Here is a 25,502-nt window from a genome sequence, read left to right as displayed (position 1 = left end):
AACGTGAGTGGGCCGGTGTATCCGTCCCAAATCAGTCAGTTATTCACAGAGCCTTGTTAATTTTTGGCTCTTTTTTATACGCCTCATTACCATGGCCGTTTCTTCAGTCCGCGGGATTCGCGGACGCGATCGTGCGTCATCTGGCGACTTATCTTTTGGCAAGGAGAACAAAGATGTCAAAAGGGCACAGCTTACAAGACCCTTACCTGAACGTTTTGCGTAAAGAGCGTATCCCGGTTTCTATCTATCTGGTCAACGGCATCAAGCTGCAGGGCCAGATCGAATCTTTTGACCAGTTCGTAGTACTGTTGAAAAACACCGTAAGCCAGATGGTTTACAAACATGCAATTTCCACCGTTGTTCCCTCCCGTGCCGTGCGTGTGCCGCTGATGAATCCGGCAGGCCAGGGTGGTGAAGGTGGTGCCCCGGAGGGCGGTGAGCGAGACAGCTTCGGCGGTTAATCCGTCAGTTGTTGAGATGCAATGTTCTGAAGAGCGCCGCGGTCAGCGGTGTCGGCTACAGTGCCTGCCATCCCGCAAAATTGCGTAAAGTTGTATTCAGCGCCCCGGCTCGTCCGGGGCGTCTGTTGTTCGGCGCCGGTGCATCCATCACCATGTGCGGCCCCAACTATTGATTCCAAGAGAATAATCCTTGTTTTTTGATCGCCCGGAATCCGGAGAGCTGGCTGTGCTGGTGCATCTGGAGCTTTCTGCTATCGACAGCCCCGACGACCCACGGGAGTTTGAAGAGCTGGCACTGTCTGCCGGTGCCGACCCGGTGGCATTCATCTTTGGCCAGCGGGCCACTCCCGACCCCAAGACATTTGTCGGCCGCGGCAAGCTTGAAGAGATCCGTGAGACGGTCACCAAGCACGACGCTGCGCTGGTGATTTTCGATCACACACTCTCTCCCAGTCAGGAGCGGAACATCGAGCGCGAGCTCAAATGCCGGGTGCTCGACCGCACCGGGCTGATTCTGGATATCTTCGCCCAGCGCGCGCGCACCCATGAAGGTAAGCTGCAGGTCGAGCTGGCGCAGCTGCGTCATATGTCCACTCGCCTGGTGCGGGGCTGGACCCACCTTGAGCGCCAGAAGGGCGGTATCGGTTTGCGCGGTCCCGGTGAGACCCAGCTGGAAACCGACCGCCGGCTGTTGCGTGCGCGTATCGACTCCATCGAGAAGCGCCTGGACAAGGTGCGTCGTCAGCGCGACCAGGGGCGCCGCGCCCGCTCCCGTGCAGAAGTGGCTACGGTCTCACTGGTGGGTTACACCAACGCCGGCAAATCCACCCTGTTCAATCGCATCACCGATGCGGATGTGTATGTGCAGGATCAGCTGTTCGCGACCCTGGACCCGACCATGCGCCGGGTGGACCTGCCAAATGTCGGCGCGATGATCCTCGCCGACACCGTAGGTTTCGTATCACACCTGCCACACCGGCTGGTAGAAGCCTTCCGCGCCACCCTGGAAGAGGCGGCCAATGCCACCCTGTTGTTGCACGTAGTGGATGCTGCGGCAGAGAACCGCCTGCATTTGATTGAAGAGGTTCAGACGGTACTCGAGGAAATTGGCGCGGCGGATTTGCCCCATCTGCTGGTGTACAACAAACTGGATCTACTGGCGGATGCCGAACCGCGTATCGATCGCGACGATCAGGGGGTGCCCCGTGCGGTTTGGCTGTCGGCAGTCACCGGTGCTGGTTGTGATTTACTGGTCGAGGCCATTGCCGAGCGGCTCGGTGAACAGATGGTGAGTGGCGCCATCGTTATTCCACCGCAGCACGCGCGCCTGCGCGCGCAGTTGTTTGAAGGGAACGCGGTTCAGGAAGAAAACTACCGCGATAATGGCGACGTAGAATTACAGGTACTGCTGCCGCGCGCGGAGTTGCAGCGCCTGATGGCACCTTTCCGCGAGGTGTCCAATCCACCCCAGTGGCTACCGGAAAAACCGGAAGATGAGCCAAAGCCAGAAGATTGGGAAGTGGACTGAACGGATCCCGCTGCTCGGCGCGACCTAGGCAATCAATGCTAGAATTTGCGTCAGCTAATGATTAATAAATTGCAGAGTTGGAGTTGATAAATGGCCTGGAACGAACCGGGTGGTAATAACAAGGACCCTTGGGGTGGCGGCAATCGCAACAACGACGGCCCGCCGGATCTGGATGAAGTGCTGCGCAAGATGCAGCAGAAGCTGAACGGTCTGTTCGGTGGCAAACCTTCCGGGGACGACGGTCGCCCCGGTGGCAGTGCCAGTTTCCCGTGGTCACTGGTGCTGATTGTACTGGCCGTGGTCTACGGCCTCTGGGGCTTCTACCAGGTGGATGCGAATGAATCTGCGGTGGTCTTGCGCCTCGGTAAATACCACAGCACCGAAACCGCCGGTCTGCACTGGAACCCGCCGCTGATTGATAATGTCACCAAGGTCAACATGACCGAGGTGCGTACCGAGCGCACCAATGGTCAGATGCTCACCGAAGACGCGAGTATTGTCGATGTGGTGCTGCAGGTGCAGTGGCATATCGACGACGCCGAATCCTTCGTGCTGCGTGGAGCGGACCCGCTGAAAAGCCTGCAGGAAGCCACCGACAGCGCCCTGCGCCACGTGGTGGGTTCGCAGACTCTGAACGGGGTTATCTCCCAGAACCGTACTCAGGTGGCCGCCGACACCCAGGCGCGCCTGCAGGATTACCTGGATCTGTATAAAACCGGTATTCGCGTCGATGTGGTCAACCTCACCGATGCCAAGGCACCGCGGGAAGTGCAGGACGCGTTTGATGATGTGGTGCGTGCCCGCGAAGACGAGGTGCGCCTGCAGAATGAAGCCCAGGCCTATGCCAATCAGGTGATCCCGGTAGCTCGCGGTCAGGCCCAGCGGATGCTGGAAGAAGCGGAAGCCTACAAGTCCCGTGTGGTGGAAAGCGCCCGTGGTGAGGCTTCCCGTTTTACCGCGCTGTTGGCTGAATTCGAGCGTGCGCCGGAGGTGACTCGCGAGCGTATGTATCTGGACGCGGTGCAGGAAGTGATGCAGAACACCTCCAAAGTGATGGTGGATGTCGAGGGCGGCAACAATATGATGTACCTGCCACTGGACAAGCTGGCCGAAGGTAGCGCCACCAGTGCCAGCCAGCGTCCGCAGATCTCTCCCCAGGTGATCGACGAGATCTCCCAGCGGGTAATCAACCAGTTGCGCACTGAAGTGGCCAACAGCCGCCGCAGCCGTGAAGTGCGATAAGGAGAGAAACCATGAATAGCAACAAGTCTCTTTTTGTCATCGCTCTGATTCTGCTCGCTGTGCTCGCGGTGTCCAGCAGCGCGTTTGTGGTAAAAGAAACCGAGAAGGCCGTATTACTGCGCTTCGGTGAAGTGGTACGCACGGACTATGAGCCGGGTCTGTATTTCAAGATTCCGCTGGTGAATGAGCTGCGCAAGTTCGATGCCCGTATCCAGACTGTGGACTCGCAACCGGTGCGGATGCTGAACAGCGAAAACAAGTTCATGATGGTGGACTCCTACGCGAAGTTCCGTATTGTTGATGTGGGTCGCTTTTACGTCGCAACGCGCGGCGATGAGCGCAACGCGGTGCGACTGCTGGCAGAGCAGATCAATAACCGCCTGCGTAACCAGTTTGGTGTGCGGGATCTGCACGAGGTGGTCAGTGGTGAGCGCGATGAGTTGATGGGCGATATCACGCGAAACCTGAACCAGACCGCGCAGAAAGATCTGGGTGTGGAAATCGTTGATGTGCGCGTCAAGCGCATCGACCTGCCACCGGAAGTGTCCGAGTCGGTATTCCAGCGTATGCGCGCCGGCCGTGAGCTGGAAGCCCGGGATCACCGTGCGAAAGGTCAGGAAGCCAGCGAGCGCATCCGCGCCAATGCCGACCGCCAGAAGGTGGTGATTGAGTCGGAAGCCTACCGCAAGGCGGAAGAGTTGCGTGGTGAAGGGGATGCGGAAGCGGCCAAGATTTACGCCCAGGCCTTCAGCAAGGATCCGGAGTTCTATCGCTTCTCCCGCAGCCTTACCGCCTACAAGGAGTCCTTCAAGGACAAGAGCGACATTCTGCTGGTGGAGCCGGACAGCGAGTTCTTCCGTTACCTGAAGGATTCTTCAGGTAAGTAACGGCTATTTAGTGGCCACGGTGGTGGCCACACTTCCACAAATTAGTGGTAAAATCCTCGAAACCGGGCCGGCGCCCGGTTTTTTTGTGCCGGCCTGTTTGCTGGAATTGTAGGAACGCTGCTGGAGCCGCTACCGTGTGGGACGAGCTGGTCCGGGCCATTGGCCTGGTGCTGATCATCGAAGGCATATTGCCTTTTCTCTACCCCAAGCGCTGGCGCGCACTGGTGCAGCAGCTGGCATCTGTGGATAATCGCAGCCTGCGCACGGCGGGGCTGGTATCCATGCTCGCCGGCACAGCCCTGCTGATGCTCTTTGCATGATCTCCAGGACTGAGAATTCTTCCGGCCACTGCGGCCGCACTGTTAACTGTCGAATGCCCACATCATGACCCAAGCCGAACGCTGGATGCTACCGGATGGCATCGCCGAGATTTTGCCCGCGGACGCCAAGCGGGTGGAAACCCTCCGCAGAGATCTGCTGGACCTGTACCACCGCTGGGGCTACGAGATGATCATCCCACCGATGGTGGAATTCACCGACTCTCTGCTGATTGGTATGGGCCGCGATGTGGACCTGAGCACTTTCCGGGTGACCGACCAGTTGTCCGGGCGCAGCCTGGGCATCCGCGCGGATATCACCCCCCAGGCCGCGCGTATCGATTCCCACAGTTTCCCCAGAAGCGGTGCCAACCGCCTGTGTTACGCCGGCCAGGTGCTCTACACCCGACCGCGTGCGCCCATGGGCCCGCGGGCACCGATTCAGATTGGCGCTGAGCTGTACGGCGTCGAGAGTCTGCAGGGGGACATCGAGGTCATCAGCCTGATGGTGGAGACCCTGCGCACCGCGGGAATTCGCGAGATCCACCTGGATCTCGGCCATGTGGCAATTTTCCGCAGCCTGGCGGACGCCGCGCAGCTGAACGCGGATCAGCAGAGTGCACTGACCACGCTGTTACAGAGCAAGGCGGTGGCAGATATCGAGCGCTGGGTGGAAGCGAACATTGAAAACGCCCAAGCGGCGAAATGGCTGCGTAGTCTGCCTCGCCTTGCCGGGGGCAGTGAATGCCTGTCCCGCGCCAGCGAACTGTTTGCGGGCGGCCCCAAAGCACTGCTCAATGCGCTGGATGAATTACAGCGGGTGGCGGATGCGATCGCACGCCGTTATCCGCAGGTTGAGTTGTTTTTTGATCTCGGCGAAATGCGCGGTTACGACTACGAAACCGGGCTGGTTTTCGCCGCTTACTCTCCCGGCCATGGTCAGGCACTGGCCAATGGTGGCCGCTACAACGGCATCGGCGCCGTGTTTGGTCGCGACCGGGCGGCCACCGGTTTCAGTACCGACTTGGTAGCGATCAATACCCTGGGACAGAGCGCCAGTGACGAAGCCGGCGCTATCCTGGCTCCGGCCAGTGACTGTGAGCAGCTGTGGCAACTGATTGCCAGCCTGCGTGGGGATGGTGAGATAGTCATCAGCGCGATGCCCGAGGAGGGCAGCGACGATACCGAGACCCTGGCACGCTGCGACCGCGAACTGGTGCGCGAGGGCGACCAGTGGGTGGTGAAGGCGCGGGATTGAACCCTAAGCTATCCGATTGAATCGGACTTTTTATCGCAGTTTGTGTATTGCACTTGTTGGCCGCAGGACGGGCGCGGCCAGCAAATCCCTTCCGCCCGTCTAACGTTGAACTGACGACACGAGATTTACGCACATGGGCAAGAACGTAGTGGTGCTGGGCACCCAGTGGGGCGACGAAGGCAAGGGCAAGATTGTCGATCTGTTGACCGAGAAAGTCGCACTGGTAGTCCGCTTTCAGGGCGGTCACAACGCCGGCCACACCCTGGTGATCAATGGTGAGAAGACCGTACTGCACCTGATCCCTTCCGGTGTTCTGCGCCCGGACGTCACCTGCCTGATCGGCAACGGCGTGGTGCTGTCCCCGGAAGCCCTTGAGAAGGAAATGGGTGAGCTGGAAGCCGCTGGCGTTCCCGTACGCAAGCGCCTGCGTCTGTCGCCCGCCTGCCCGCTGATTCTGCCGGTGCACGTGGCCCTGGATCAGGCCCGCGAGAAAGCCCGAGGCGCCAAGGCCATCGGCACCACCGGTCGCGGCATCGGCCCGGCCTATGAAGACAAGGTCGCGCGTCGCGGTCTGCGTCTCGGCGATCTGTGCAATTGGGATAACTTCTGCGCCCAACTGAAAGAGTTGCTGGAATACCACAACTTCGCTCTGACCGAGTACTACAAGGCTGACCCGGTGAGCTATGAGGAAACCCTCAAGCTGGCGGAAACCTGGCGCAAGGACCTGGTGCCGATGATCGCGGATGTGGCGGATATCCTGCACAACGCCCGCGAAAATGGCGAGCACATCCTGTTCGAGGGTGCCCAGGGTTCCCTGCTGGATATCGATCACGGCACTTATCCGTATGTGACCTCTTCCAACACCACCGCCGGCGGTACCGCCACCGGCTCCGGTTTCGGCCCCCTGTACCTAGACTATGTACTGGGTATCACCAAGGCCTACACCACCCGTGTGGGCGGCGGTCCTTTCCCCACCGAGCTGGGCTGTGATGTGGGCCGACACCTGGGTGAAAAAGGCCACGAATTCGGTGCCACCACCGGCCGCCAACGCCGTACCGGCTGGTTCGATGCGGTAGCCGTGCGCCATGCGATCCGCATCAACAGCATCTCCGGCCTGTGTCTGACCAAGCTGGACGTGCTGGATGGCCTGGAAGAAGTGAAGATCTGTGTGGGCTACCGCAACAGCGCCGGCGAAGATGTGCCTGTACCGTTTGATGCCACAGGCTGGGAAGGCGTGGAGCCGGTGTACGAATCCATGCCCGGCTGGAGCGAAACCACCTTTGGCGTCGCCCGCGAAGCGGAGCTACCCAAGGCGGCCCGCGACTACATCGCGCGTATCGAAGAGCTGGTGGGTGCGCCCATCGATATCATCTCCACCGGTCCGGACCGCGTGCAGACTATTGTGCGCGAGTCCTCTGCCCTGTGCGAAATGGGCATTCACAACGCCAGCGTGTGATATCGCATAATTGAAGCCTAATGAGACCGGCGGTACCCGCCGGTCTCAAACAGCGCTTGCCTCATCCAGTGCATTTTCCGATCATGAGACCGCAATTAAATTTGTAGTCACATTTCTCTGCCATACTGGCAGGCAAACCTGGTCCACGGAAAACCGCACTACGGGTAAGCGCCATGTCCAATAGCCTGACCGCCAAGGTCGCCACTCGCTACAGCTTTGCCGAAGAAATCGCCAACAGCATCACCCACGGGGTGGGCGCGTTACTGGCTATTGCCGGGCTGGGGGTACTGTGTGCCTTTGCGGCACTGCGCGGAGATGCCTGGCATATTGTCAGCAGTAGTATCTACGCGGCGACTCTGATCCTGTGCTTCTCCGCCTCCACGCTGTATCACAGTGTCACGCACCCCACCGCCAAGCAGGTGCTGCGCACGCTGGACCACTCGGCAATTTTTCTGTTGATAGCGGGCACTTACACACCTTTTACCCTGGTTACCCTGCGCGGGCCCTGGGGATGGTCCCTGTTCGGGGTGATCTGGGGGTTGGCGTTGATCGGCCTGATTATTCAGTTCACGCCGCTGAAAAAAATTCGCGCTCTGTCGATTACCCTGAGTGCGCTGATGGGCTGGGTGGTGATTGCGGCGATCAAGCCGCTGATGGATAACCTGGCGCCCGGTGGCCTGTTGCTGCTGGTGCTGGGCGGCCTCTGTTACACCGGCGGTATCGCGTTTTACCTGTGGCGCAGCCTGCGCTTCCACCACGCCATCTGGCATCTGTTTGTGCTGGCGGGCGGCGTGCTGCATTTCTTTGCGGTGCTGTTCTACGTGATCCCTCCGGCGAGCTAGCCGTTTCCTCTAATTGATTAGAGCCTTCAGCGTATAGAGCAGAGCTTTAGCGTGCCTAGCTGAGCCCTCAGCACGTGGAATATAGTGTCGGGCCAGTCACAGCCTGAGTGACTGGCGTCAATCCTCCCTTTCCGTTGCCTGTCTTCCGTTCTACCCTTGTGCGAGCTGTTATTTGCCAAGGAGCTGTTATGGGCCAGGTTGCCTTTTTCCCGGTGCGTCGTGCCGGTCTTGTTTCCATTCTGTTTGCTTTTTTCTGTGCACTTCCCATGTTCGCGGGGGCTGCGGCCGATCCGGGCTTTGAAAAGTGGAAAAAAGAGTTCCGCGCGAAAGCGATGAAAGAAGGGATCACCGCGGAGACGTTTGATCGCGCTTTCAAGGGTATTGACTCTCCGGACCAGTGGGTGCTGGACAAGGCCAGCTACCAGCCGGAGTTCAAGGCACCGGTGTGGCAGTACTTCGACAACCGCATCACCAAGTTTGCGGTGCAGCGCGGTAAGGCGAAAAAGAAGGAGCTAAAGCCGTGGCTGGACAAGATCGAGCAGCAGTCCGGTGTGAACCCGAATATCCTGCTGGCGATCTGGTCGATGGAATCGAGCTTTGGGGCGATTCTGGACAACAAGACGGTGATGCGCAGTGTGGTGCGTTCGCTGGCGACGCTGGCCTATGCGGACCCGAAGCGTAAGAAGTTCGGCACCAGTCAGCTGTTGGCGGCGCTTAAAATTTTACAGAGTGGTGATATCGATGAGAGTCACCTGACCGGCTCCTGGGCGGGTGCGATGGGTCATACGCAGTTTATTCCGACCAGTTACCAAGCGTATGCGGTGGATATGGATGGCGACGGTAAGCGCGACATTTGGAATTCGGTGCCGGATGCGTTGGCGACGGCGGCGAATCTATTGAAGAAAAATGGTTGGGTCAGCGGGCAGACCTGGGGTTATGAGGTGACGATTCCGGAACGCAAGCTTCCTGGTGGAAAGCTGAAGATTTCGGAGTGGGAGAAGCTGGGTGTCAAGCGTGTTGGCGGCAAGAGTTTTCCACGCCCGGATGATATGGCGGAACTGAAGGTGCTGGCGGGCCGCAAGGGGCCGGCGTTCCTGATGCTGAAGAATTTCTTTGTGATCAAGCGCTACAATAATTCGGATCGCTATGCGGCGGCGGTGGGTATTCTGGCGGATCAGATTGGTGGTGCGGCACCGCTGAGTAAAGACTGGAAGCGTCCGTTTACCAAGTTGGAGGCCGATGAGGTAATGGAGCTGCAGACCAAGCTGAAGGAGAAGGGCTTCTACGATGGGGAGATCGACGGCAAGGCCGGTGGTGGTACCCGCAAGGCGATTCTGAAGTTTGAGGAAGAGGCTGGGGTTGAGTTGCAGGGCTTCCCGAGCAAAGAGGTTTTGGAGCTCCTGCGTAAAAACTGAGAATAGTGGTCCTGTTTGATCTCTCCCGGTGGCGGAAAGCTACCGGGTGGGAATTTTCAGGACCGAGCTAGGCGCCCCCCTGTGAACCCATCCCTGGGCGCTGCGGCGCAAACATCCTGTTTGCGACGCTCCTGAAAATTCCCACCCGCCATCTTTCCTTCTCATCAGGTTTTGAACTTCGTTAGGAACGAAGGAACACCTAGAAATTCTCTTCCGGTAGCAGCGTATCCTGCAATAACTCCAGATTTTCCAGTACCTCATTTGGCTCCTGAAAATAAGCCACGTGGTACATCGCCTCACCTTCCTGCACCAGCGGAATATTTTGCTTTCCAATAATGATGCCATCGGCATCGGCCAGTACCTTGTCCAGTTCGTTGCCGTATAGGTCGGCAATGGTGGCGAGGATTTCTCCTTTTTTTACGTGATCCCCGAGCTGTTTTTTGTGGTTGACGATGCCGCTGTCGCCGGCGCGCAACCAGCCGCTGCGTCGGGCCACAAAGGGTTCGATGCCCTGGCGGCCGCGTTTGACCGGGATCATTTCGAGTTTGCGCATGACGTTGAGTACGCCGCGCACGCCGGCGCGGATGCAGAGTTCATCGAAGCGGAGGGCTTCGCCGGCTTCGTATAAGAGTATGCGTACGCCGAGGTCGGCGGCGGCCTGGCGCAGGGAGCCGTCTCGCAGTGTGGCATTCAGCAGGACCGGGACGCCGAAGGCGGCGGCCATTTCTCGGGTTTTTTGGTCGTCGAGGTTGGCGCGGATTTGGGGAAGGTTGCTGCGGTGGATGGCGCCGGTGTGGAGGTCGATACCGTAGTCGCATTTGGCGACGATTTCTTCGAGGAAGATGTGTGCCATGCGCGCGGCGAGGGAGCCGCGGGCGGAGCCGGGGAAGGAGCGGTTGAGGTCGCGGCGGTCGGGTAGGTAGCGGGACTGGTGCAGTACGCCGTAGACGTTGACCACGGGTACGGCGATCAGGGTGCCGCGCAGGGACTTGAGCGCTTTGCTATTGATCAGGCGGCTGATGATTTCGATGCCGTTCAGTTCGTCGCCGTGAATGGCGGCGCTGACGAACATGGTGGGGCCGGGTTTTTTGCCGCGATGTACGTAAACCGGGATGGCCATTTCGGTGTCGGTGTACAGGCGTACGATGGGCAGTTCGATTTTTTTGGTTTCGCCCCGGGCGACGGTGACACCGGCGATGACGAAGGGCTCTTGTGCGTTGTGTGGCATGGAATCGGGTTCGGTAAAAAATGACTTGTCGGTTATTGTAGTTGTGACCCTGCGATTGGTGGAAGTCAGTTCTTGTCGGTGACTATTTGGGCTTGGACTGACACAAACGGCTGTTAGAATCAGCGCAGGTTCGGGCATTCATTCGTCCGGCAATTTTTCCGGATATCGATATTTATGAAACCCGATTTATTGAAGATGGCACTGATCCTGGGCTTGCTCAGTTGCGTTGGACCATTTGCCATTGATATGTACCTGCCTGCCATGCCAGCGATGGCTGAGGATTATGGTGTGCCGGCGGCCGTGTCCCAGTACACGCTGATTTCCTTTTTTATCGCCTTCGGTGTCTGCCAGCTGTTTTACGGGCCGGCGGCGGATATGTTCGGGCGCAAGCCGCCACTGTATTTCGGCCTGGTGCTGTTTCTGTTCGCCTCCATCGGCTGTGCCCTGGCACCGACCATCGAGTGGCTGATCGCGCTGCGTTTTGTGCAGGGGGTGGGCGCGGCATCGGTGATGTCGATTCCGCGGGCGATCATTCGCGATCGTTACACCGGTACTGAGGCGACCCGCCTGATGACTACTGTGATGCTGGTGATTTCCATTTCGCCGATGCTGGCACCGCTGGCGGGCAGTCTGCTGATGGCGCCGTTCGGCTGGCCATCGGTGTTTTATGCGGTGGCGGCGGCAACGGTGGTCAGTCTGCTGTTGATCCGTTTCGCACTTCCGGAGACTCTGAGCGAGGAGAGTCGAGTGCCGCTCAAAGTCGGTGCCATGTTCGATGCGTTCAGGGTGCTGTTCCGGGATCCAACATTCATGGGGATGACCCTGATTGGCGGCATGGGTATGGCCAGCTTCTTCTCTTTCCTTTCTATCGCCGCGTTTTTGTATACGGACTACTACGGGCTGACACCGACTCAGTTCAGTCTTGCCTTTGCGCTGAATGCGCTGGGTTTTTTTGTGGCCAGCCAGTTTGCCGCGAATCTGTGTGAGCGGTTTGGCGGCGTCGCGGTGGTGAAGTGGGCGGTGAGCGGCTTTGCCCTGGTTGCCGGGTTTAATCTGATGCTGAACCTGGCGGGCGTGGATGACTTTGTGGTGCTGGTGGCTCTGCTGTTAATTGCCAACGCATTCCTGGGGCTGGTGGTACCGACCACCATGGTGCTGTCGCTGGATGATCACGGTCCCATTGCGGGAACGGCTGCGGCCCTTGGCGGCACTCTGCAGATGATGCTGGGCGCTGCGGCAATCGCTATTGTCAGTGCAGTGTTCGATGGTTCTCCGCTCACCCTGGTCGCAGCCATTGCTACCTGTGGAGGGATAGCGACGCTGTTGTTTATGTTTACGCTGCGTCAGTCGCCCCACTCTGTCGCAACCTGAGTTAGAAATTAAAAAGCCCGGCATTGCCGGGCTTTTTTGTGGATGGAAAGTTCGGGGTATTCAGAGTTGTGTCCAGGCGTCGGACCAGTTCGAGCCGCTACCGGGCGCATAGTGGTAGGCACTGTTGATATTGCACCATTGCCCCTCAGGGAAGGGGCGGCACAGATAGCGGTTGTTATCGCTGCCGAGCACTATTGTTTCTCCGGGCACATAATTGCCGATGCCATCGGGATACACGTAATCGTAGTCGTCGCCACCGGTGGATTGCGGGTTGTGCTGAATATTGACGACAGCACTACTGCTCGCCTGCCCATCGTTTACGGTCAGCTGCACAGTGACTGTCTGAGCCTGTGTGGGTTCGCTCAGGCTCAGGGCCACATCCACACTGTCCGTACTGCTAAAGGTCGCTCCGTCGCCAGCGAGAAGGGTCCAGGCGTAGGTCAGCGGGTCGGAATCCGGGTCGCTCGACTGACTGGCGGACAGATTGATCACACCGGCACCAGTGAGGCTCTCCGGCGACAGGGTTATCACCGCAGTCGGGTCGCCGTTGCCTCCTGCCGGCTGGATATCCACCTCGTGGCTCAGGTTGAGATCCGCCTGGGTGTAGACGCGGTTTTCCGAGGCGCTCACTACCGGAGTGACAGTGTCGTTTGCCGGATCAAGCACGCCGATACGGGCATACTGGGACTGACTGTTGATGGCATTGGCAAAGTCAAAGGCCCAGTCGGCGGCACTGGCATCCTGGCCCAGGGTGTAGCCGACCGTTTCCAGATCATTGCCGCTACTGTTGAACAGGCGCAGGGTAACCTGACTGCCGGCTGCGAGATCCGAATAGGCTTGCAGCGCGCCCTCATCTGCCCATTGGCTCGGTGTGCCACCATCCCCAAGAATCACATCGGTACAGGTGTAGAAGGCCTCCGGGCTGTCAGCCCGTTGCCAGGTCGTGTAAATCACGTGCTTACCGGTCAGCTGCGGCAGGGGGCAGTTGAGGGTATAGCGTTTGTCTGCCCCCACCGGCACATTGCCCAGCCGACAGAACTCAAACATGTCACTCCATTGCAGAGGCTCGGAGCCGGTGTAACCGGATCGGGTGATGTAAAACACCCAGTCATCGGTAGCGTGGGGTGCGGTGCCCCAGAAAATAAAGTCGAAAGTGCCATCGGCCTTTGGAGTAATCGGTGTGGCCTGCCAATCGCTGCGGGCCAGGTTCATGCCCGCATATTTACTGCGGCCACCGGCACAGAGCTCGCCATCTGGTACCAGTGCGCGGTGATTACCTGCGGCGTTGGCCTGATTGATTTCATTCCAGTCGTAAAAGGGTTGGGTGCCTCCCACCGCTTTGGCCGCTGCGCACGCCGGATCAGAGGGATTTTCGGGGTTATTGAGAAAACAGTTGTAGATACGACTCTCTGGTACCTCCATGGTGCCGTGACTATGGGCGTCGATTGCGGTCAGGGTAGTGAGTGTCAGTATCAGACTAGTGACTCCCTTGCGGGTGGTGTGATTCATTGCCATTTCCTTGAATTATTGTTGGTTGTCTCAAGTGCAAAGGTGCGGCTGTCACAGCTGCAGGCGGTAAATTCGCGCCGAGATGACAGCGTTGTCTTGCATGGCTCATGCTATAGGATCAGGCGAGCGGGCGAAGGGAAATGGGCGCCGACGGGTTTAGTGCGGCGACAGTGTCGCCGCAGTTTGTGAACCGTTACTCCGTAGTCCGCTCCGATGCGACGGGATGGGCGCGGTCGGAGCAGGCAATATCGTTGTTGGTTCGCCTGAGATAGGGTGGGTGCTGATAGCCAACGTCCAGAGGTGGCAGTGGCGGCTCATCAGGTAACTCCATGGCGGTAACATGGAAATAGTGGCCGTTGCGATAGATCAGACGGGTTTCCACATCAAAGATCCCTCGATGCCCCTGATAGCTGCCTGGGCACCATTCTGACGATTGCCCATCGAAGGTCCACAGTACGGGATCAGCCGTTGCTGCAGCGGTATTCTCGCCGAGCAGCGCGATCAGGTGGCCGTGCTGCTCGCTCAGGAAAAACTCTCTCTGCCCCTGGTCTGGACTGATACCGCATTGAGACGAGGGTGAAGCTTCGCTATCCAGAGACAGGCGTGCAATCGCGATTCCTTCGGTGGGATCATGCAGGTAGTGCGTGGCCCGGACAAGGGGGCCTACCTGGTGGCTCTCGTTCCAGAGGCCGGTGGCACACCAGTGACTGGCAACACGCCTTTGCCGGCGCGAGCGACGGTGGATGCTCGATTTGCTCAGCCGGCGACCAAACGGGTCGTAGCGCAACCAGGTTTTGAAGTCGCCACATTCGACACATTGCAGGAGTCCCCAGCCGTCGTACTGGTATTGGTAGCGGGCAATGCCATTGTCTGCCGCGCGCTGCTCAGAAATCAGGTTACCGCGGCTGTCCCATTGACCTTCTGTCGCTGCAGGGGCTGCAATCAGTGCTGCCGTAAAGCCGGTTGCGGATTTAGTGCGTTTCCACAGCGGCGCCTCGTTTCTGTGAATACTGACAAGTATGCCATTCTGGTAGCTGTGCTGCAGTTGATGGTTGCCCAGAGAAATAATTTTTCCCGTGAGAAGGTCCCCACTACGTTGTGCATCAATGCGCAGCACCATAGAGCCATTGGCATCAATACCATAGAGGCTGCCCGCGGCGGAAAACGTATAGGCAATATTCAGCTGATCGGAGGCGGAGCGTTTGAGCCATCCACGTTTGTCGTGACTGTGATTCACGCTAAGGCTGTTGTCACCAACAGAGCCTTGATTTCCGTCGCCGGCTTCGCTGTTGAGATCCTGGTGCTCGGCAACGAGCAGACCCCGAGCATCGTATCGGTAGCGTAGAGTGCAATGCTCATTGGCAGCCTGAACCAGTTGGCCCAATGTATCGAAATGAAAACTGCACAGTTGACCGCTGTTATTGCGGATCTGGGCCAACTGACCCTGATCGTTATAATGTAGATACCAGTGGCTGTCGCTGTCGTGAAACTCAGAGAGACGGCCACACTGATCGTACAGCCACTCCCTTTGTGTATCTTTTCCTGTACCGAAAGCTGTCAGTTGTCCGTGACCGTTGTAGTGCCAGGAGTAGTAGATTGGACTGTGGGTACTGCACTCGATCTGGAGCGAGGTTAGATGACCGCGCAGCGTATAGTTGAGGCTCTGGCGATTACCCGCACAGTCCTGCAGGTGGCGAACCCGGCTATAGCCATCGTACTGCCACTGCAGCAGTGGTTCGTCATTTGCGTGAATCCCACACAGGCGACCGTATTCGTCGCGACTGAGTAAATAAGAGTGCTGAGCAACCGAGGCTTCGCTGAGTTTTCCATCGCTATGGTATTGCCAGCTTCTCGGCGCTATTTCAGAACCTTTACAGGCAGTAATACGACCTGCTGTATCGTACTCCCAGCTGTAGACATCGTCACCACGGCTCAGGCGGACGAGTTGCCCGTGGGCATCCCAGTCGAGACAAAGTATACCGCCTTCGGGGTCGGTTAGCCGGCGAAGCTGGCCTCGATCGTCATGTTCGCATTGCCAGCAGTGTCCAGCTGGATCCACAACTTCTTTCGGGTAACTGTTACCGTTCTGGTAGCGATAATGCCAGTGCTGGACGTTACAGGGTGTATCCGTGCTGTTGCCGGAAGATTGATTTGGGTTTTCAATAATCGACCCCGCCGCGATCAGGCGACCGTTCTCGTCGTAAATGTATCGGTGGGTCAAGTCACCACAGGTCCGGCGCAGCAGCCGACCAAAGGTATCGTGGCGAAATAATGTTTCGACGCCTTGTTGGTCCACATGCCGACACAGGTTACGGTAATGATCATAGCGTCGGGTAGAAGTACGTGTACCCTGGCGGATCTCTAGCAGATCGCCTCGCTTATCAAACTGCCAGTGCAGGTCGTGTTGGTCCGGAGTGGATAGGGTGCAGTTCAGCCTGCCGTTGTAAGTACCGGTTTTCCATCGCAGCCGGTAGTACATCGAGGGCGCAGACGCCTGTCCCTGGACTTCCGGACATGATTGTCCCGCGGGCGTCGGGTCTTCGAGTACGCGAATGTGGTCGACCCGCTGCAGCGAATCATAGTTCAGCAAAATGTGGCCCAGTGTCAGGCTGGTAATACTGGCCATCATCCCGTCATCATAAAAGCCATAACGTTCCTGCTGCTGGCTGTTGCGGCAATCGTTGAGCCGGCCTGATGCATCAAAACCGTATTCACACAGGTGCGATGCATCGCCCTGGGAATGGTTAATTCGCACCAATTTTCCCTCTTGATAATCAAGCTCAAGAGTGCGACCCCATGACGTCACAACTTTTACCGGTTTTCCATCCCGATAATCCACACTCAGTGTATTGCCACTGGTATCGCGCATTTCACTGAGAGGGACAGAGACTCCGGTTCCGTCAGCACGAAATACTTTGTCTGGTTGGTCGAAAGAGATCAGACGGAAACTGTGCAGGCTCTGGCGTAAGAGAAAAAGGCGCTCGCAACGATTAAAGCAACCGTGACCAATCGCGGGAAGGTCAAAAACGATTACGCGGCCTTCCGCTGTATGTAGCAATACTTTTTTTTCGACGCCGCCCTGAGGATCGGGCAACTGCAGGCTTTCGCTCAAACTATGGCGCCAGCCAGGGCCAAGACCGCAATCAGCGTACTCATCCTCATCCTTCAGAAGTGATTGGCGATAAAAGCGTTGCCATCGAAAGAAAAAGGGGCCGGACAGCTCAAAATCCGTGCGTGAGAAAGCCAGCTCTCCGTTACTGGCGATGACATGCCCTGCCACTTGTTGGCATCGCGGTAGCTCGGGTAACAGATCGCCCGCGCGGTTGTAGCCCGGGTAATTACAAAAATTTACTGGCACCGAGGCCGGCGTAAAAATCTGTGGGGGGCGTTGCGCGGTTACGATGCTGTAGGTGCTCGCATTAATAGTTGGTAGCGTCGGCCAGATATCTGCGGGAAAACGGCTGCCAACAGGCTCAAATTGCGGCGCGAAAGATAGATCGCTATTCTCGCGGACGGTGGACTCAAACCATTTGCAAATTGCTATGGCGTCAGCCGATGAGCAGGGCATTTTGTGCGGGTGCAATTTGGCGAGGGTCGAGGGGATAAACTCGACCAGACGATCCGGTGTCATGTCGCGTACTCGGGATAGGTTTGGCAGGAATTTTGTGTAGTTAGAAAGATTCGCAACGTTAACGCTGTGATTTTCGCACAGTAATATCCTCTTCCACCTTAACCTTGGGTTGCAGGGTGATCGGGTCACCGGAAAATTCCACCACGGCATCGGTGCGATGGCAGAATTCGATTATTCCAGCACTGATATTGTCGCGTCCTCCGCACTGGTTTGCATCGTCGATGAAGTGGTAGACGCTTTCCAGTGCCGGGCGGTATGTGGCCAGCACCCGCTCGATAGTATGGTCGTCCAGATATTCGGTAAGGCCGTCGCTGCAGAGCAGCAACAGCGCGCTTTCCTTCAGCGTCCAGCTATTGACTGTTGCCTCTACTGGTTCGGAAATTCCCAGTGCGCGGGTTATATGATTTCTTACTTGGGACGATTGTGCCTGTTCTGCGGTCAGCTGCCCGGAGTCAATCATTTCCTGTACAACACTGTGATCTTTGGTCAGACGTTGCAGGCCATAGTTGTTCCAGAGGTAAGCGCGCGAATCACCAATGTGTGCAACGATCAGAAAATCTCGCCAGATAGCGGCCACCACCAGCGTGGTACCCATCTGAGAAAATTGCGGGCGCGATTGTTTTGTGTGAAGTATCTCCCGATTCGCCACACCAATACCTTCAACCAGCGTGGCGCGTAACATCAACTGTTGTTGTGCGGGAGAGCATGACAGGAAGGTCGAATTCAACAGGCCCTCGAACTGGTTCTGCAGGGTATCTGCGGCGATACGGCTGGCTGTAGCCCCGCCGCTGTATCCGCCCATACCATCAGCCACCACCACATAGGCAAACGGGTGGTCGGGGCTACTGTGACAGCGAATGCTGTCTTCGTTTTCTTCCCGCACCTGTCCGATATCGGTGCGGCCATTGACTGCCAGCCTGATTGGCTCCATGTCAGTCACAGCTCCATGACAATTTCCTGAAAGTAGCGGAACCGAAACCCATGCAGCGGTTCCCTCTCCATGACTTTCTTCCGTTTTAGCGCAGCAATGTTAACTTGCTTGTGCATCAGGTTTGAATTTTTTTTCAATCATTTGCCATAATGCCAACCCCTTCCGCTTAGTGGATGCGCAGTTGGTACGCCTGTGCAAGTTAAAAAGGATTTTTTGGCACGATGCCCCGTCTTCCGAGACTTAATCTAATCGACATTCCGCAACATATTGTGCAGGTGGGCCACAATAACCTGCCGTGCTTTTTTGACGATGAAGATTACCAGTTTTATCTGGATAGTCTGCGCAATGCCGCGGATCAGTACCGGGTCGATGTACATGCGTATGTGCTGCTGCCTAATATGATCCAGATCATTGCGACGCCAAGAGTGCCGGAAGGTATTCCATCCATGATGCAATCTCTCGGGCGTCGTTATGTACAGTTTATCAATCACCGTTACCGTCGCTCCGGAACGCTCTGGGCCGGGCGCTACAAATCCAGCCTGATCGACTCTGATGCCTACCTGCTGACCTGCTATCGCTACGTGGAGTCACGGCCGATCTATCTGGGGTTGGCTGACTCGATGGCTGACTACGCCTGGTCCAGTTTTCAGCATCACGCCAATCTCGCGCTCAGCACGGTCATCAAGGATCACCGCTTGTATATGGCCCTGGGGGATACTGCTGCTGCGCGCGCGGATGCGTATAGAGAGCTTTTTCGCTACCGCTTCGACAGACGCCTGCTTGAGTATATTGCGGAGACCATCAAGCTCGGGCAGATCCTTGGTGGCGACGTATTCAAAGACAAGATTGAGCAGATTTCCAATCAGCGAGTGCGGCCGCTTAAGCGCGGGCGTCCACGCAAATCTGCGAAGAAAAAATCGGTAGCCAAGCCCGCGGTCAAGGGGCACGACAAATCGTCATCTGGTAATCAAGCGGTCAAAACCCTTTGTGATGCTTCGAATGAAAGCGCGACGGATAAACACACCACCACCCTGGAGACAGGAGTATGAGTAGAGCGAGCATGCAAACCGGCGCTGCCATTTTTTCCCCAGGGAAGGAGTCCGGAAATAATCGCAATCGGCACCATGGTGCCACTTACAGGGTGGCAATCGTCGGCGATTTCAGTGGTCGCAGCAGTCGCTCGGTAAGCGAGCCCGACACTCTGGCGCAGCGCCAGGCATTTCGGCTGGGGAAGGATAATTTCGAGCAGCTGTTCGAACGACTTCAGGTGGGAATCAGAATTCCGGGTATGGATGATCCGTTACAGTTACTGGAATTTGACGATCTGCATCCGGATTTTCTGTATCAGCGTGTACCACTGTTCAAGCAGTTCATTGAACTCGAAAAGCAGCTGTTGAGTGCGAAAGGTTATGCCAGTGCCGTGGATGAAATCCGGCAATGGGGTACGGAAGTCCCGTCTCCTGGTGCTGGTGCATCCGCCCCGACGAGTTTAGAGGCCTGTGATGGCGCACAATCCATGCTAGACCGGATACTCTCCGGTGAGCACTATCAGGCTGTGTATCAGGAGCATGTGCGTAATTCGGCGGCGGGGCAGGTTGACCTGTTGATTAAGGATATCGTCGCGCCCTATATGCAGAAAAAGCCCGATAAAAATCAGGCTGCGTATCTTGATGCGGTGACTGAGGCGGCCTCAGAAGCCATGCGAAAAATCATGCACCACAGTGATTTCCGCCAACTGGAGGCCAGTTGGCGAAGCCTGCACATGTTGCTGCGCCGGCTGGAAGATCACCCGGGGCTGGAGTTGCATCTACTCGATATCAGCAAGCAAGAAATACTTGCCGACCTTGCCCGCGCCCAGGATGATCTTGAAGAGGCCGGGATATTCAAGTGCCTTGTAGAGCGGCACACCGTTGCAGGAAGTAAACCCTACGACCTGGTTGTGGGAGATTTTTTCGTCTCTGACGAAGAGAGAGACCTGCACATGTTGATTGATCTGGCGACGATCGCTGAGGCAGCGGGTAGCACATTACTGCTGGGTGGCGATTGTCGACTGGCCGGCTGCCCGAGCATGGCAGGTTCCATGGATCCTGATGACTGGTGTTATCCGCTGTCGGAGGCGTTTTCCGATGGTTGGCGGGCACTGCGTGCCTACCCCGCCTGTGAGCACGTCGCGTTGGCCGCACCGCGCTTTCTTCTGCGCATGCCGTTTGGTGCCGACGCCTCCCGCACGGAGACCTTTGCGTTCGAAGAGCTGAGTTCGGAGCTTGGCCACCGGTATTACCTGTGGGGTAACAGTGCTTACCTGCTAGCGCTGTCGATCTGTTCTGCGTTTTCGGCCCAAGGTGCGCCCACCGCTGTGCCCGCCGACCAGTACACCGGGTTGCCTGTGCATCTGCGGAAGTTGCCACACGGTGAATGGCTCACTCCCTGTGCGGAGGCCTGGATGACCGATAGGGCGGCCGCACGATTCACTGCGGCCGGGTTGAGCGCGCTGCGATCTGTACAGGGGCGTGATGAAATCCTATTGCCACGACTGCAGTCACTGGCGGGTACCGCTCTGCGAGGCGCTTGGCAATGATACCTGGTCTGTTCTGTGCTGGTTTTGCCGCGCACCTTTCCGCTGGCATTCCTCATTCTCAAGCATTGCGGCAGTGCAAACAGCCGTGGTTAACCAACCTGCGAGCCTGAACGTCATGGATCTTTTGCTTTCTGTTGTCGCCGACCCCGAAGGGGCCAACATGCTCAAGCACACCAAGTTGTTCACCCGCGAGGGTGGCAGTTTCGGTCGTGCAGACAGTAATGATTGGGTGCTGCCCGATCCGCAGCGTGTTGTTTCCTCCCGTCACGGTGAAATCCAGTTTGCAGACAACCGCTATTTCCTGGTTGACCAGAGCACAAACGGAACCTACCACAATCAATCTGCGGATCCTCTCGGCAAGGGTAATCGGACTCCCCTGGCGGATGGCGATGTGATCAGTCTGGGAGACTACCAGCTGAAAGTCTCTGTACGGCAGCCCAAGCCGGACAGCAGTCTGCCGAAAGGTCTCGGTGACGCGGATTTTCTGGATAACGCAGACCGCACCACTTTCAGCCCCGCCGCTGCGGCAAAAATGCAAAGCAACAAGGAAGCCGAGGAGCTGGACAGTTGGCTGGAGCCCGGTGCCAGCGCGCAGAGCAATCAGAGCGGTGAATGGGGATACCTGACAAGCGCAGGTACGGATACGCCGGCTAGTGGGCTTGGTGGCGACGGATTTGATAGCCTTCTCGGGCAAAACACACCGACCGATCCGCTCCAAGTACTTAACCGCGGCAATAGCAGCGCTGCGGATGGTTTGACCGGTGGTATCAGTAACAATGGCTTCGACCCGTTAAGTGACTTTGCGGCTTCGCCGAGTCCGGCGCCAGCCAGTCAATGGGGTGACGACGACGCCTGGTGGAAAGACGGCAGCGAACAGGATCATGCTCCTGCACACAGTCATGCCATGCAGTTCCCTGCGCAGCAGGAGGCAGTGCAAGCCCCTCAGTCGCCGCCATCACGGGAACGGATAGCCCCGCAGCCTGCGCGGCCAGTGCCGCAGCGGGCACCGGAAAGCGTGCCGCAGGTCCCCGTACCGCCGGCGCAACCGCCCGCGGACAACCCCTTCGCCGAATCCTTTTCGGAGGTAGCCGGAGATCAGGTGAGCGGCGCTCCCGGTTTCGGTGGTCTGGACACTGCCCCGGTATCTGTTGCCGCAGCTAACCCGCAACATGCACCGCCCGATTTCCCGGGGCTGGAGGTGGCTGGCGCTACGCCGGTGCCGCCGACACACGGCTTTGCCCAGGGCTCGCAGCAATTCAGTCAGCCGGCGGTTGCCCCTGCCGCGACGACGCCTGGTGGCGCTATCGCTCCAGCTGCTCCGCAGGCCCAGTCGACACAGGCAACCACGGCCTCCTCTTTGGCGCAGCAACTGGGATTGCAATTACAGGGGGAGCAGCTGGCGCAATTGGATGCGCAGGCGGCGGCGATTGTCGAAGAGTCTGTGGCGCGGCTTATCGATCTATTGCGTGCGCGCACCAGTATCAAAAATGAGCTGCGCGTACAGCGCACCATGATTCAGACTGAAGCAAATAACCCGCTGAAATTCAGTGCCACCGCAAAAGATGCTCTGGGGGCCATGTTTACGGGCACCGGTGCCTTTATGACTCCGGTGGAAGCCGTGCGCGATAGTTTTGATGATCTGTCCGATCACCAGGTGGCGGTACTTTCAGGAATGCGAGCGGGTTACGAAGCCATGCTGAAATATTTCAGCCCGGAAAATATCGAGCGCCGGGGTGGCAAACAGAGTGGTGTTTTTTCGAGTAAAAGCGCCCGCAACTGGGAAAATTATGTCGACGCATATCGTCAGCTGGTCGGCGACCCCGAGAACTGTTACCGGCGCTTGTTCGGCGAAGAGTTTGCCTCGACCTATGAAAGCCAGCTCTCCGAACTGAAGAATGCGCGGAGCCTCAATAAATAACTTTATTTCAACTGAAGTATCTGTTGTCGATATATGTCGGGAAGCGATATTCCCGGAAAATTTTTGCGAAAAAAAACGGAGTAAGCCGTGAAAGCCCAGAAAATCATACAGTTTTTGCTGGTGGTTCTGCTTGCAGTAGCAGTGTCTTCCTGTCAAACCACTCGTCGCACCCTGAATTTCGATACCAGTGTCGCTCTAAACCTGGATGTACAGTCTGACGTCAATCCGGATAGCGATGGTCGCGCGTCACCTGTGGTGGTGCGTGTGTTTATGCTCGCGGATGATCGCCAGTTCTCTCGGGAGGAATTTCTGAACCTGTATGAGAGCGCGGAGTCCCGTCTCGGCAAGGACCTGATTGATACCGTTATTCTCAAAGAGTTCGCACCCGGTGAGCAGCGTATTGAGGAGCTGCCTCTCACGCCGGAGGTCAAGTACTTGGGTCTGCTTGCCGAGTTTGTCCAATACCAGCGTGCGGACGCTCTGATGCTATTGCCGATTACCGATCACCGTAAAAACGATTATGCGATTACCCTTGCCGGAACAAGCATCGCATCAACGGAAGCACTGAATATGCGCCAGCGCGCCGCTGCCAGTCGGGACGAAAAAGGAAAGACCGTAACCATCTCCAGCGCGGAGTACGAAAAGCTGCGGGAATTACAGCAGTCAGGCAAGCGTTGATTTTTTAATTGATCATATCGCGAGGCACACGCTTCGCGCCGCAACAGGGAAAATGTATGTCGGCGAATAATAAGGTGATCTGGAGCGAGGGGATGTTTCTGCGTCCCCAGCACTTCCAGCAACAGGACCGCTACCTGGAACAGATGCTGGAAGCGCGTACCAGTGCCCTGGGCCCTTATACCTGGGGTCTGATTGAACTGGCGATTGATAGCGAGCCTATGGCGATGGGCAAGTTGTCACTGTCCCGTGTCAGCGCGATTTTCCCGGATGGTACGCCGATGCTGGCGCCAGAGAATGAGCACCTACCCGATGTACTGGATGTTCCGGTCAATACGCGGGACGAAGTGGTTTATCTGTGTATTCCATTGAAGCGGCCAGGTAGCCAGGAGTCTGTGAGAGATCAGGAGGATTTTCCTCAAGCCCGCTATCAGGCCTGTAACTTCGATGCACGTAACAGCGCCTCTACTTCCGGTGAGGCTGCGCGTATTCAGGTGGGCAAGTTGCGTACCTGTCTCAAGCTCGGCAGTGAAGATCTGAGTGGCTATGCGGCGATTGGTATTGCGCGCATTCGCGAGCGACAGCCGGAAAAACCGGTAGAGCTGGATGCGGAATATATCCCGCCGCTTTTGAATGCCGATGCATCCCCAGTGATCAAAGCGTATATCGAAGAAGTAAAAGGCCTCCTGGACCATCGGGGAAGCGCTCTGGGGCATCGCTTAAGCGACAGTGGGCGCAGTGGGTCTGCCGAGATCGCTGACTACCTGCTGCTGCAGGTGATCAACCGCTTTGAGCCGTTGTTGAAACAGATTACCGGGCAGCCGCGCCTACACCCACACACGTTATTTCTGGAGCTGCTACAGCTGGCTGGCGAGCTTTCCACCTTTACCGCTGGTAATAAACGCCCGCCGGAAATTCCCCGCTACCTGCACGACAATCTGCAGCAGAGTTATACCGGTCTTTTTTCCGCATTGCGTCAGTCCCTTTCCACTGTATTGGAACAAACCGCCATCCCCATGGACCTGGTGCAGCGCAAGTTTGGTATTTATGTAGCGCCAATCACCGATCCGTCACTGGTGAAGACGGCAAGCTTTATTCTCGCAGCCAAGGCAGATATGCCCGGAGACCTATTGCGCAGTCGTTTCCCGGGGCAGGCCAAAGTGGCTCCAGTGGAGGCCATTCGCGAGTTGATCTCGGCACAGCTGCCGGGGCTCACCGTGCGTGCGCTCCCGGTGGCACCGCGCCAGATTCCGTACCATGCGGGTTTTACCTACTTTGAACTGGAACGTACCGGTGAGCTCTGGCAGACAATGCAGCGCTCCGGCGGTTTTGCGGTACACCTGGGGGCGGAATTCCCAGGCATGACCATGGAACTCTGGGCAATCAGGAATAACTGACATGAGTAACGACGCTTATTCAACCCCCGGTGCTGCTGATCGTACGGTAATGGTCCCCACGCCAGGTGCCGCTGCTCCCGCCAGCCCCCGTCCGCGCGCGCAAGACTTTTCCGCTGCAGACGCGGCTGCGGACCTGCGTATCCGCAATAGTCTCAATCCGCTGATTTCGGCAGCGTCGAAACTTCTCGGTGCAATCATCAAATTGCGCACCACCATGAATCACAACAATGTGCCGGATCTGCACAAACGTCTGACGCGGGAGATTCAGTCGTTTGAGCGAGAGGCAAAACAGCTGTCGTTGCCGCAGGAGACCGTGCTCACCGCCCGCTACCTGTTATGTACCGTGGTGGATGAAGTGGTACTGACAACACCCTGGGGTACCGCCAGTGGCTGGAGCCAGCACTCGTTGCTCAGCCTGTTTCACAAAGAGACTTTTGGTGGCGAGAAATGTTTTCTGATCTTGCAGCGCACGCTGGAAACACCGGGATCGCATATCGAGCTGCTGGAATTGTTTTACCTCTGCCTGAGCCTTGGTTTTCAGGGTAAATACCGTCTTGCTCCCCGTGGCTATGAACAGCTCGATCAGATTCGCGACAATCTGTATCGCACTATCGAGAGTCACCGTCCCCCCATGGAGCGTGACCTTTCTCCCCGCTGGCAGGGATGCGTTGAGCGCAAGACGCGGCTGATCCAGTACGTTCCGCTGTGGGTGATTGCCAGTGTGGTGCTCGGTGCGCTCGCGGTCACCTTCAGTGGTTACCGCTGGTGGCTGTATCAGAGTGCAACGCCGGTGGCTGTAGAAATACAGGCGCTGACTTCGGACACCACGGCATCGCCGTTGATTGAGCAGAAATAAGG

Annotated in this window: 20 protein-coding genes and 1 pseudogene; 16 read left to right on the top strand and 5 right to left on the bottom strand. The window is 57.4% G+C overall.

The window, feature by feature from the left end; translation table 11 throughout:
* Window positions 1-173 precede the first annotated feature (173 nt).
* The 9 genes from hfq to AAFH99_RS01525 all read left to right on the top strand — a co-directional run bounded on the left by hfq (window position 174) and on the right by AAFH99_RS01525 (window position 9,406).
* Window positions 174-461, top strand: coding sequence for an RNA chaperone Hfq (gene hfq, locus AAFH99_RS01565; RefSeq protein WP_043319697.1), 288 nt, complete (start codon window positions 174-176; stop codon window positions 459-461).
* A gap of 190 nt (window positions 462-651) precedes the next feature.
* Window positions 652-1,989: a ribosome rescue GTPase HflX gene (hflX, locus tag AAFH99_RS01560; RefSeq protein WP_043319696.1), complete on the top strand. Its 1,338-nt coding sequence runs from the start codon at window positions 652-654 to the stop codon at window positions 1,987-1,989.
* A 90-nt stretch (window positions 1,990-2,079) separates the two neighbouring features.
* Complete coding sequence (gene hflK, locus AAFH99_RS01555; protein WP_043319695.1) at window positions 2,080-3,231, top strand: FtsH protease activity modulator HflK; 1,152 nt, start codon at window positions 2,080-2,082, stop codon at window positions 3,229-3,231.
* Between the two features lie 11 nt (window positions 3,232-3,242).
* The gene (gene hflC, locus AAFH99_RS01550; RefSeq protein WP_406828475.1) at window positions 3,243-4,118 is read left to right on the top strand and encodes a protease modulator HflC; all 876 of its coding nucleotides are present in this window, start codon (window positions 3,243-3,245) and stop codon (window positions 4,116-4,118) included.
* Between the two features lie 134 nt (window positions 4,119-4,252).
* Window positions 4,253-4,438, top strand: coding sequence for a DUF2065 domain-containing protein (locus AAFH99_RS01545; RefSeq protein WP_043319693.1), 186 nt, complete (start codon window positions 4,253-4,255; stop codon window positions 4,436-4,438).
* Between the two features lie 64 nt (window positions 4,439-4,502).
* The gene (locus tag AAFH99_RS01540; RefSeq protein ID WP_406828474.1) at window positions 4,503-5,693 is read left to right on the top strand and encodes an ATP phosphoribosyltransferase regulatory subunit; all 1,191 of its coding nucleotides are present in this window, start codon (window positions 4,503-4,505) and stop codon (window positions 5,691-5,693) included.
* A gap of 133 nt (window positions 5,694-5,826) precedes the next feature.
* Window positions 5,827-7,149: an adenylosuccinate synthase gene (locus AAFH99_RS01535; protein ID WP_043319691.1), complete on the top strand. Its 1,323-nt coding sequence runs from the start codon at window positions 5,827-5,829 to the stop codon at window positions 7,147-7,149.
* A 173-nt stretch (window positions 7,150-7,322) separates the two neighbouring features.
* Complete coding sequence (locus tag AAFH99_RS01530; protein ID WP_043319690.1) at window positions 7,323-7,991, top strand: hemolysin III family protein; 669 nt, start codon at window positions 7,323-7,325, stop codon at window positions 7,989-7,991.
* A 188-nt stretch (window positions 7,992-8,179) separates the two neighbouring features.
* A complete protein-coding gene (locus tag AAFH99_RS01525; RefSeq protein ID WP_043319689.1) occupies window positions 8,180-9,406 on the top strand; it encodes a lytic murein transglycosylase in 1,227 nt (408 codons plus the stop codon).
* A 199-nt stretch (window positions 9,407-9,605) separates the two neighbouring features.
* Here AAFH99_RS01525 and AAFH99_RS01520 read toward each other — a convergent pair whose 3' ends face one another.
* Window positions 9,606-10,634: a succinylglutamate desuccinylase/aspartoacylase family protein gene (locus tag AAFH99_RS01520; RefSeq protein WP_406828473.1), complete on the bottom strand. Its 1,029-nt coding sequence runs from the start codon at window positions 10,632-10,634 to the stop codon at window positions 9,606-9,608.
* A 174-nt stretch (window positions 10,635-10,808) separates the two neighbouring features.
* Here AAFH99_RS01520 and AAFH99_RS01515 point away from each other — a divergent pair, with 174 nt between their 5' ends.
* Complete coding sequence (locus AAFH99_RS01515; RefSeq protein WP_043319687.1) at window positions 10,809-12,005, top strand: multidrug effflux MFS transporter; 1,197 nt, start codon at window positions 10,809-10,811, stop codon at window positions 12,003-12,005.
* Between the two features lie 60 nt (window positions 12,006-12,065).
* On the opposite strand, the gene AAFH99_RS01510 is transcribed toward AAFH99_RS01515, so the two are convergent.
* The 4 genes and pseudogenes from AAFH99_RS01510 to AAFH99_RS01495 form a co-directional block, all read right to left on the bottom strand.
* Window positions 12,066-13,514 carry a lytic polysaccharide monooxygenase gene (locus tag AAFH99_RS01510; protein ID WP_406828472.1) on the bottom strand — a complete coding sequence of 483 codons (1,449 nt, stop codon included), beginning with the start codon at window positions 13,512-13,514 and terminating at the stop codon, window positions 12,066-12,068.
* Window positions 13,515-13,707: 193 nt separating this feature from the next.
* Window positions 13,708-16,269 carry a hypothetical protein gene (locus AAFH99_RS01505; RefSeq protein WP_406829195.1) on the bottom strand — a complete coding sequence of 854 codons (2,562 nt, stop codon included), beginning with the start codon at window positions 16,267-16,269 and terminating at the stop codon, window positions 13,708-13,710.
* Between the two features lie 279 nt (window positions 16,270-16,548).
* A pseudogene (locus tag AAFH99_RS01500) lies at window positions 16,549-17,082 on the bottom strand (DUF6531 domain-containing protein); the annotation flags it as partial.
* Between the two features lie 121 nt (window positions 17,083-17,203).
* Window positions 17,204-18,076 carry a Stp1/IreP family PP2C-type Ser/Thr phosphatase gene (locus AAFH99_RS01495; RefSeq protein WP_043319685.1) on the bottom strand — a complete coding sequence of 291 codons (873 nt, stop codon included), beginning with the start codon at window positions 18,074-18,076 and terminating at the stop codon, window positions 17,204-17,206.
* Window positions 18,077-18,297: 221 nt separating this feature from the next.
* Here AAFH99_RS01495 and AAFH99_RS01490 point away from each other — a divergent pair, with 221 nt between their 5' ends.
* From AAFH99_RS01490 to icmH, 6 genes are all read left to right on the top strand, one after another.
* On the top strand, window positions 18,298-19,125 hold the full coding sequence (locus AAFH99_RS01490) for a transposase (protein WP_406828471.1): 828 nt from the start codon (window positions 18,298-18,300) through the stop codon (window positions 19,123-19,125).
* Complete coding sequence (locus AAFH99_RS01485) at window positions 19,122-20,654, top strand: type VI secretion system contractile sheath domain-containing protein (protein ID WP_406828470.1); 1,533 nt, start codon at window positions 19,122-19,124, stop codon at window positions 20,652-20,654. The genes AAFH99_RS01490 and AAFH99_RS01485 overlap by 4 nt, the downstream gene beginning before the upstream one ends.
* A gap of 85 nt (window positions 20,655-20,739) precedes the next feature.
* On the top strand, window positions 20,740-22,572 hold the full coding sequence (gene tagH / locus AAFH99_RS01480) for a type VI secretion system-associated FHA domain protein TagH (protein WP_406828469.1): 1,833 nt from the start codon (window positions 20,740-20,742) through the stop codon (window positions 22,570-22,572).
* An 87-nt stretch (window positions 22,573-22,659) separates the two neighbouring features.
* A complete protein-coding gene (gene tssJ / locus AAFH99_RS01475; RefSeq protein ID WP_406828468.1) occupies window positions 22,660-23,250 on the top strand; it encodes a type VI secretion system lipoprotein TssJ in 591 nt (196 codons plus the stop codon).
* Window positions 23,251-23,306: 56 nt separating this feature from the next.
* Window positions 23,307-24,644 carry a type VI secretion system baseplate subunit TssK gene (gene tssK / locus AAFH99_RS01470; protein ID WP_043319682.1) on the top strand — a complete coding sequence of 446 codons (1,338 nt, stop codon included), beginning with the start codon at window positions 23,307-23,309 and terminating at the stop codon, window positions 24,642-24,644.
* Between the two features lies 1 nt (window position 24,645).
* Entirely contained in the window at window positions 24,646-25,500 is an 855-nt protein-coding gene (icmH, locus tag AAFH99_RS01465) for a type IVB secretion system protein IcmH/DotU (RefSeq protein ID WP_406828467.1), read from the top strand.
* The last annotated feature ends 2 nt before the right edge of the window (window positions 25,501-25,502 follow it).

The organism is Microbulbifer sp. ARAS458-1 (genome assembly GCF_045348205.1).
Lineage (GTDB): Bacteria > Pseudomonadota > Gammaproteobacteria > Pseudomonadales > Cellvibrionaceae > Microbulbifer.
Note: the sequence above shows the minus strand (reverse complement) of the source record. Positions and strands in the feature narration are given on the sequence as shown.

What these genes read in the sequence shown, in the direction of transcription:
- hfq (WP_043319697.1), top strand. Translation starts at nt 174, where the DNA reads ATGTCAAAAGGGCACAGCTTACAAGACCCTTACCTGAACGTTTTGCGT.
- hflK (WP_043319695.1), top strand. Translation starts at nt 2,080, where the DNA reads ATGGCCTGGAACGAACCGGGTGGTAATAACAAGGACCCTTGGGGTGGC.
- hflC (WP_406828475.1), top strand. Translation starts at nt 3,243, where the DNA reads ATGAATAGCAACAAGTCTCTTTTTGTCATCGCTCTGATTCTGCTCGCT.
- AAFH99_RS01540 (WP_406828474.1), top strand. Translation starts at nt 4,503, where the DNA reads ATGACCCAAGCCGAACGCTGGATGCTACCGGATGGCATCGCCGAGATT.
- AAFH99_RS01535 (WP_043319691.1), top strand. Translation starts at nt 5,827, where the DNA reads ATGGGCAAGAACGTAGTGGTGCTGGGCACCCAGTGGGGCGACGAAGGC.
- AAFH99_RS01530 (WP_043319690.1), top strand. Translation starts at nt 7,323, where the DNA reads ATGTCCAATAGCCTGACCGCCAAGGTCGCCACTCGCTACAGCTTTGCC.
- AAFH99_RS01525 (WP_043319689.1), top strand. Translation starts at nt 8,180, where the DNA reads ATGGGCCAGGTTGCCTTTTTCCCGGTGCGTCGTGCCGGTCTTGTTTCC.
- AAFH99_RS01520 (WP_406828473.1), bottom strand. Translation starts at nt 10,634, where the DNA reads ATGCCACACAACGCACAAGAGCCCTTCGTCATCGCCGGTGTCACCGTC.
- AAFH99_RS01515 (WP_043319687.1), top strand. Translation starts at nt 10,809, where the DNA reads ATGAAACCCGATTTATTGAAGATGGCACTGATCCTGGGCTTGCTCAGT.
- AAFH99_RS01510 (WP_406828472.1), bottom strand. Translation starts at nt 13,514, where the DNA reads ATGAATCACACCACCCGCAAGGGAGTCACTAGTCTGATACTGACACTC.
- AAFH99_RS01495 (WP_043319685.1), bottom strand. Translation starts at nt 18,076, where the DNA reads ATGGAGCCAATCAGGCTGGCAGTCAATGGCCGCACCGATATCGGACAG.
- AAFH99_RS01490 (WP_406828471.1), top strand. Translation starts at nt 18,298, where the DNA reads ATGCCCCGTCTTCCGAGACTTAATCTAATCGACATTCCGCAACATATT.
- AAFH99_RS01485 (WP_406828470.1), top strand. Translation starts at nt 19,122, where the DNA reads ATGAGTAGAGCGAGCATGCAAACCGGCGCTGCCATTTTTTCCCCAGGG.
- tssK (WP_043319682.1), top strand. Translation starts at nt 23,307, where the DNA reads ATGTCGGCGAATAATAAGGTGATCTGGAGCGAGGGGATGTTTCTGCGT.
- icmH (WP_406828467.1), top strand. Translation starts at nt 24,646, where the DNA reads ATGAGTAACGACGCTTATTCAACCCCCGGTGCTGCTGATCGTACGGTA.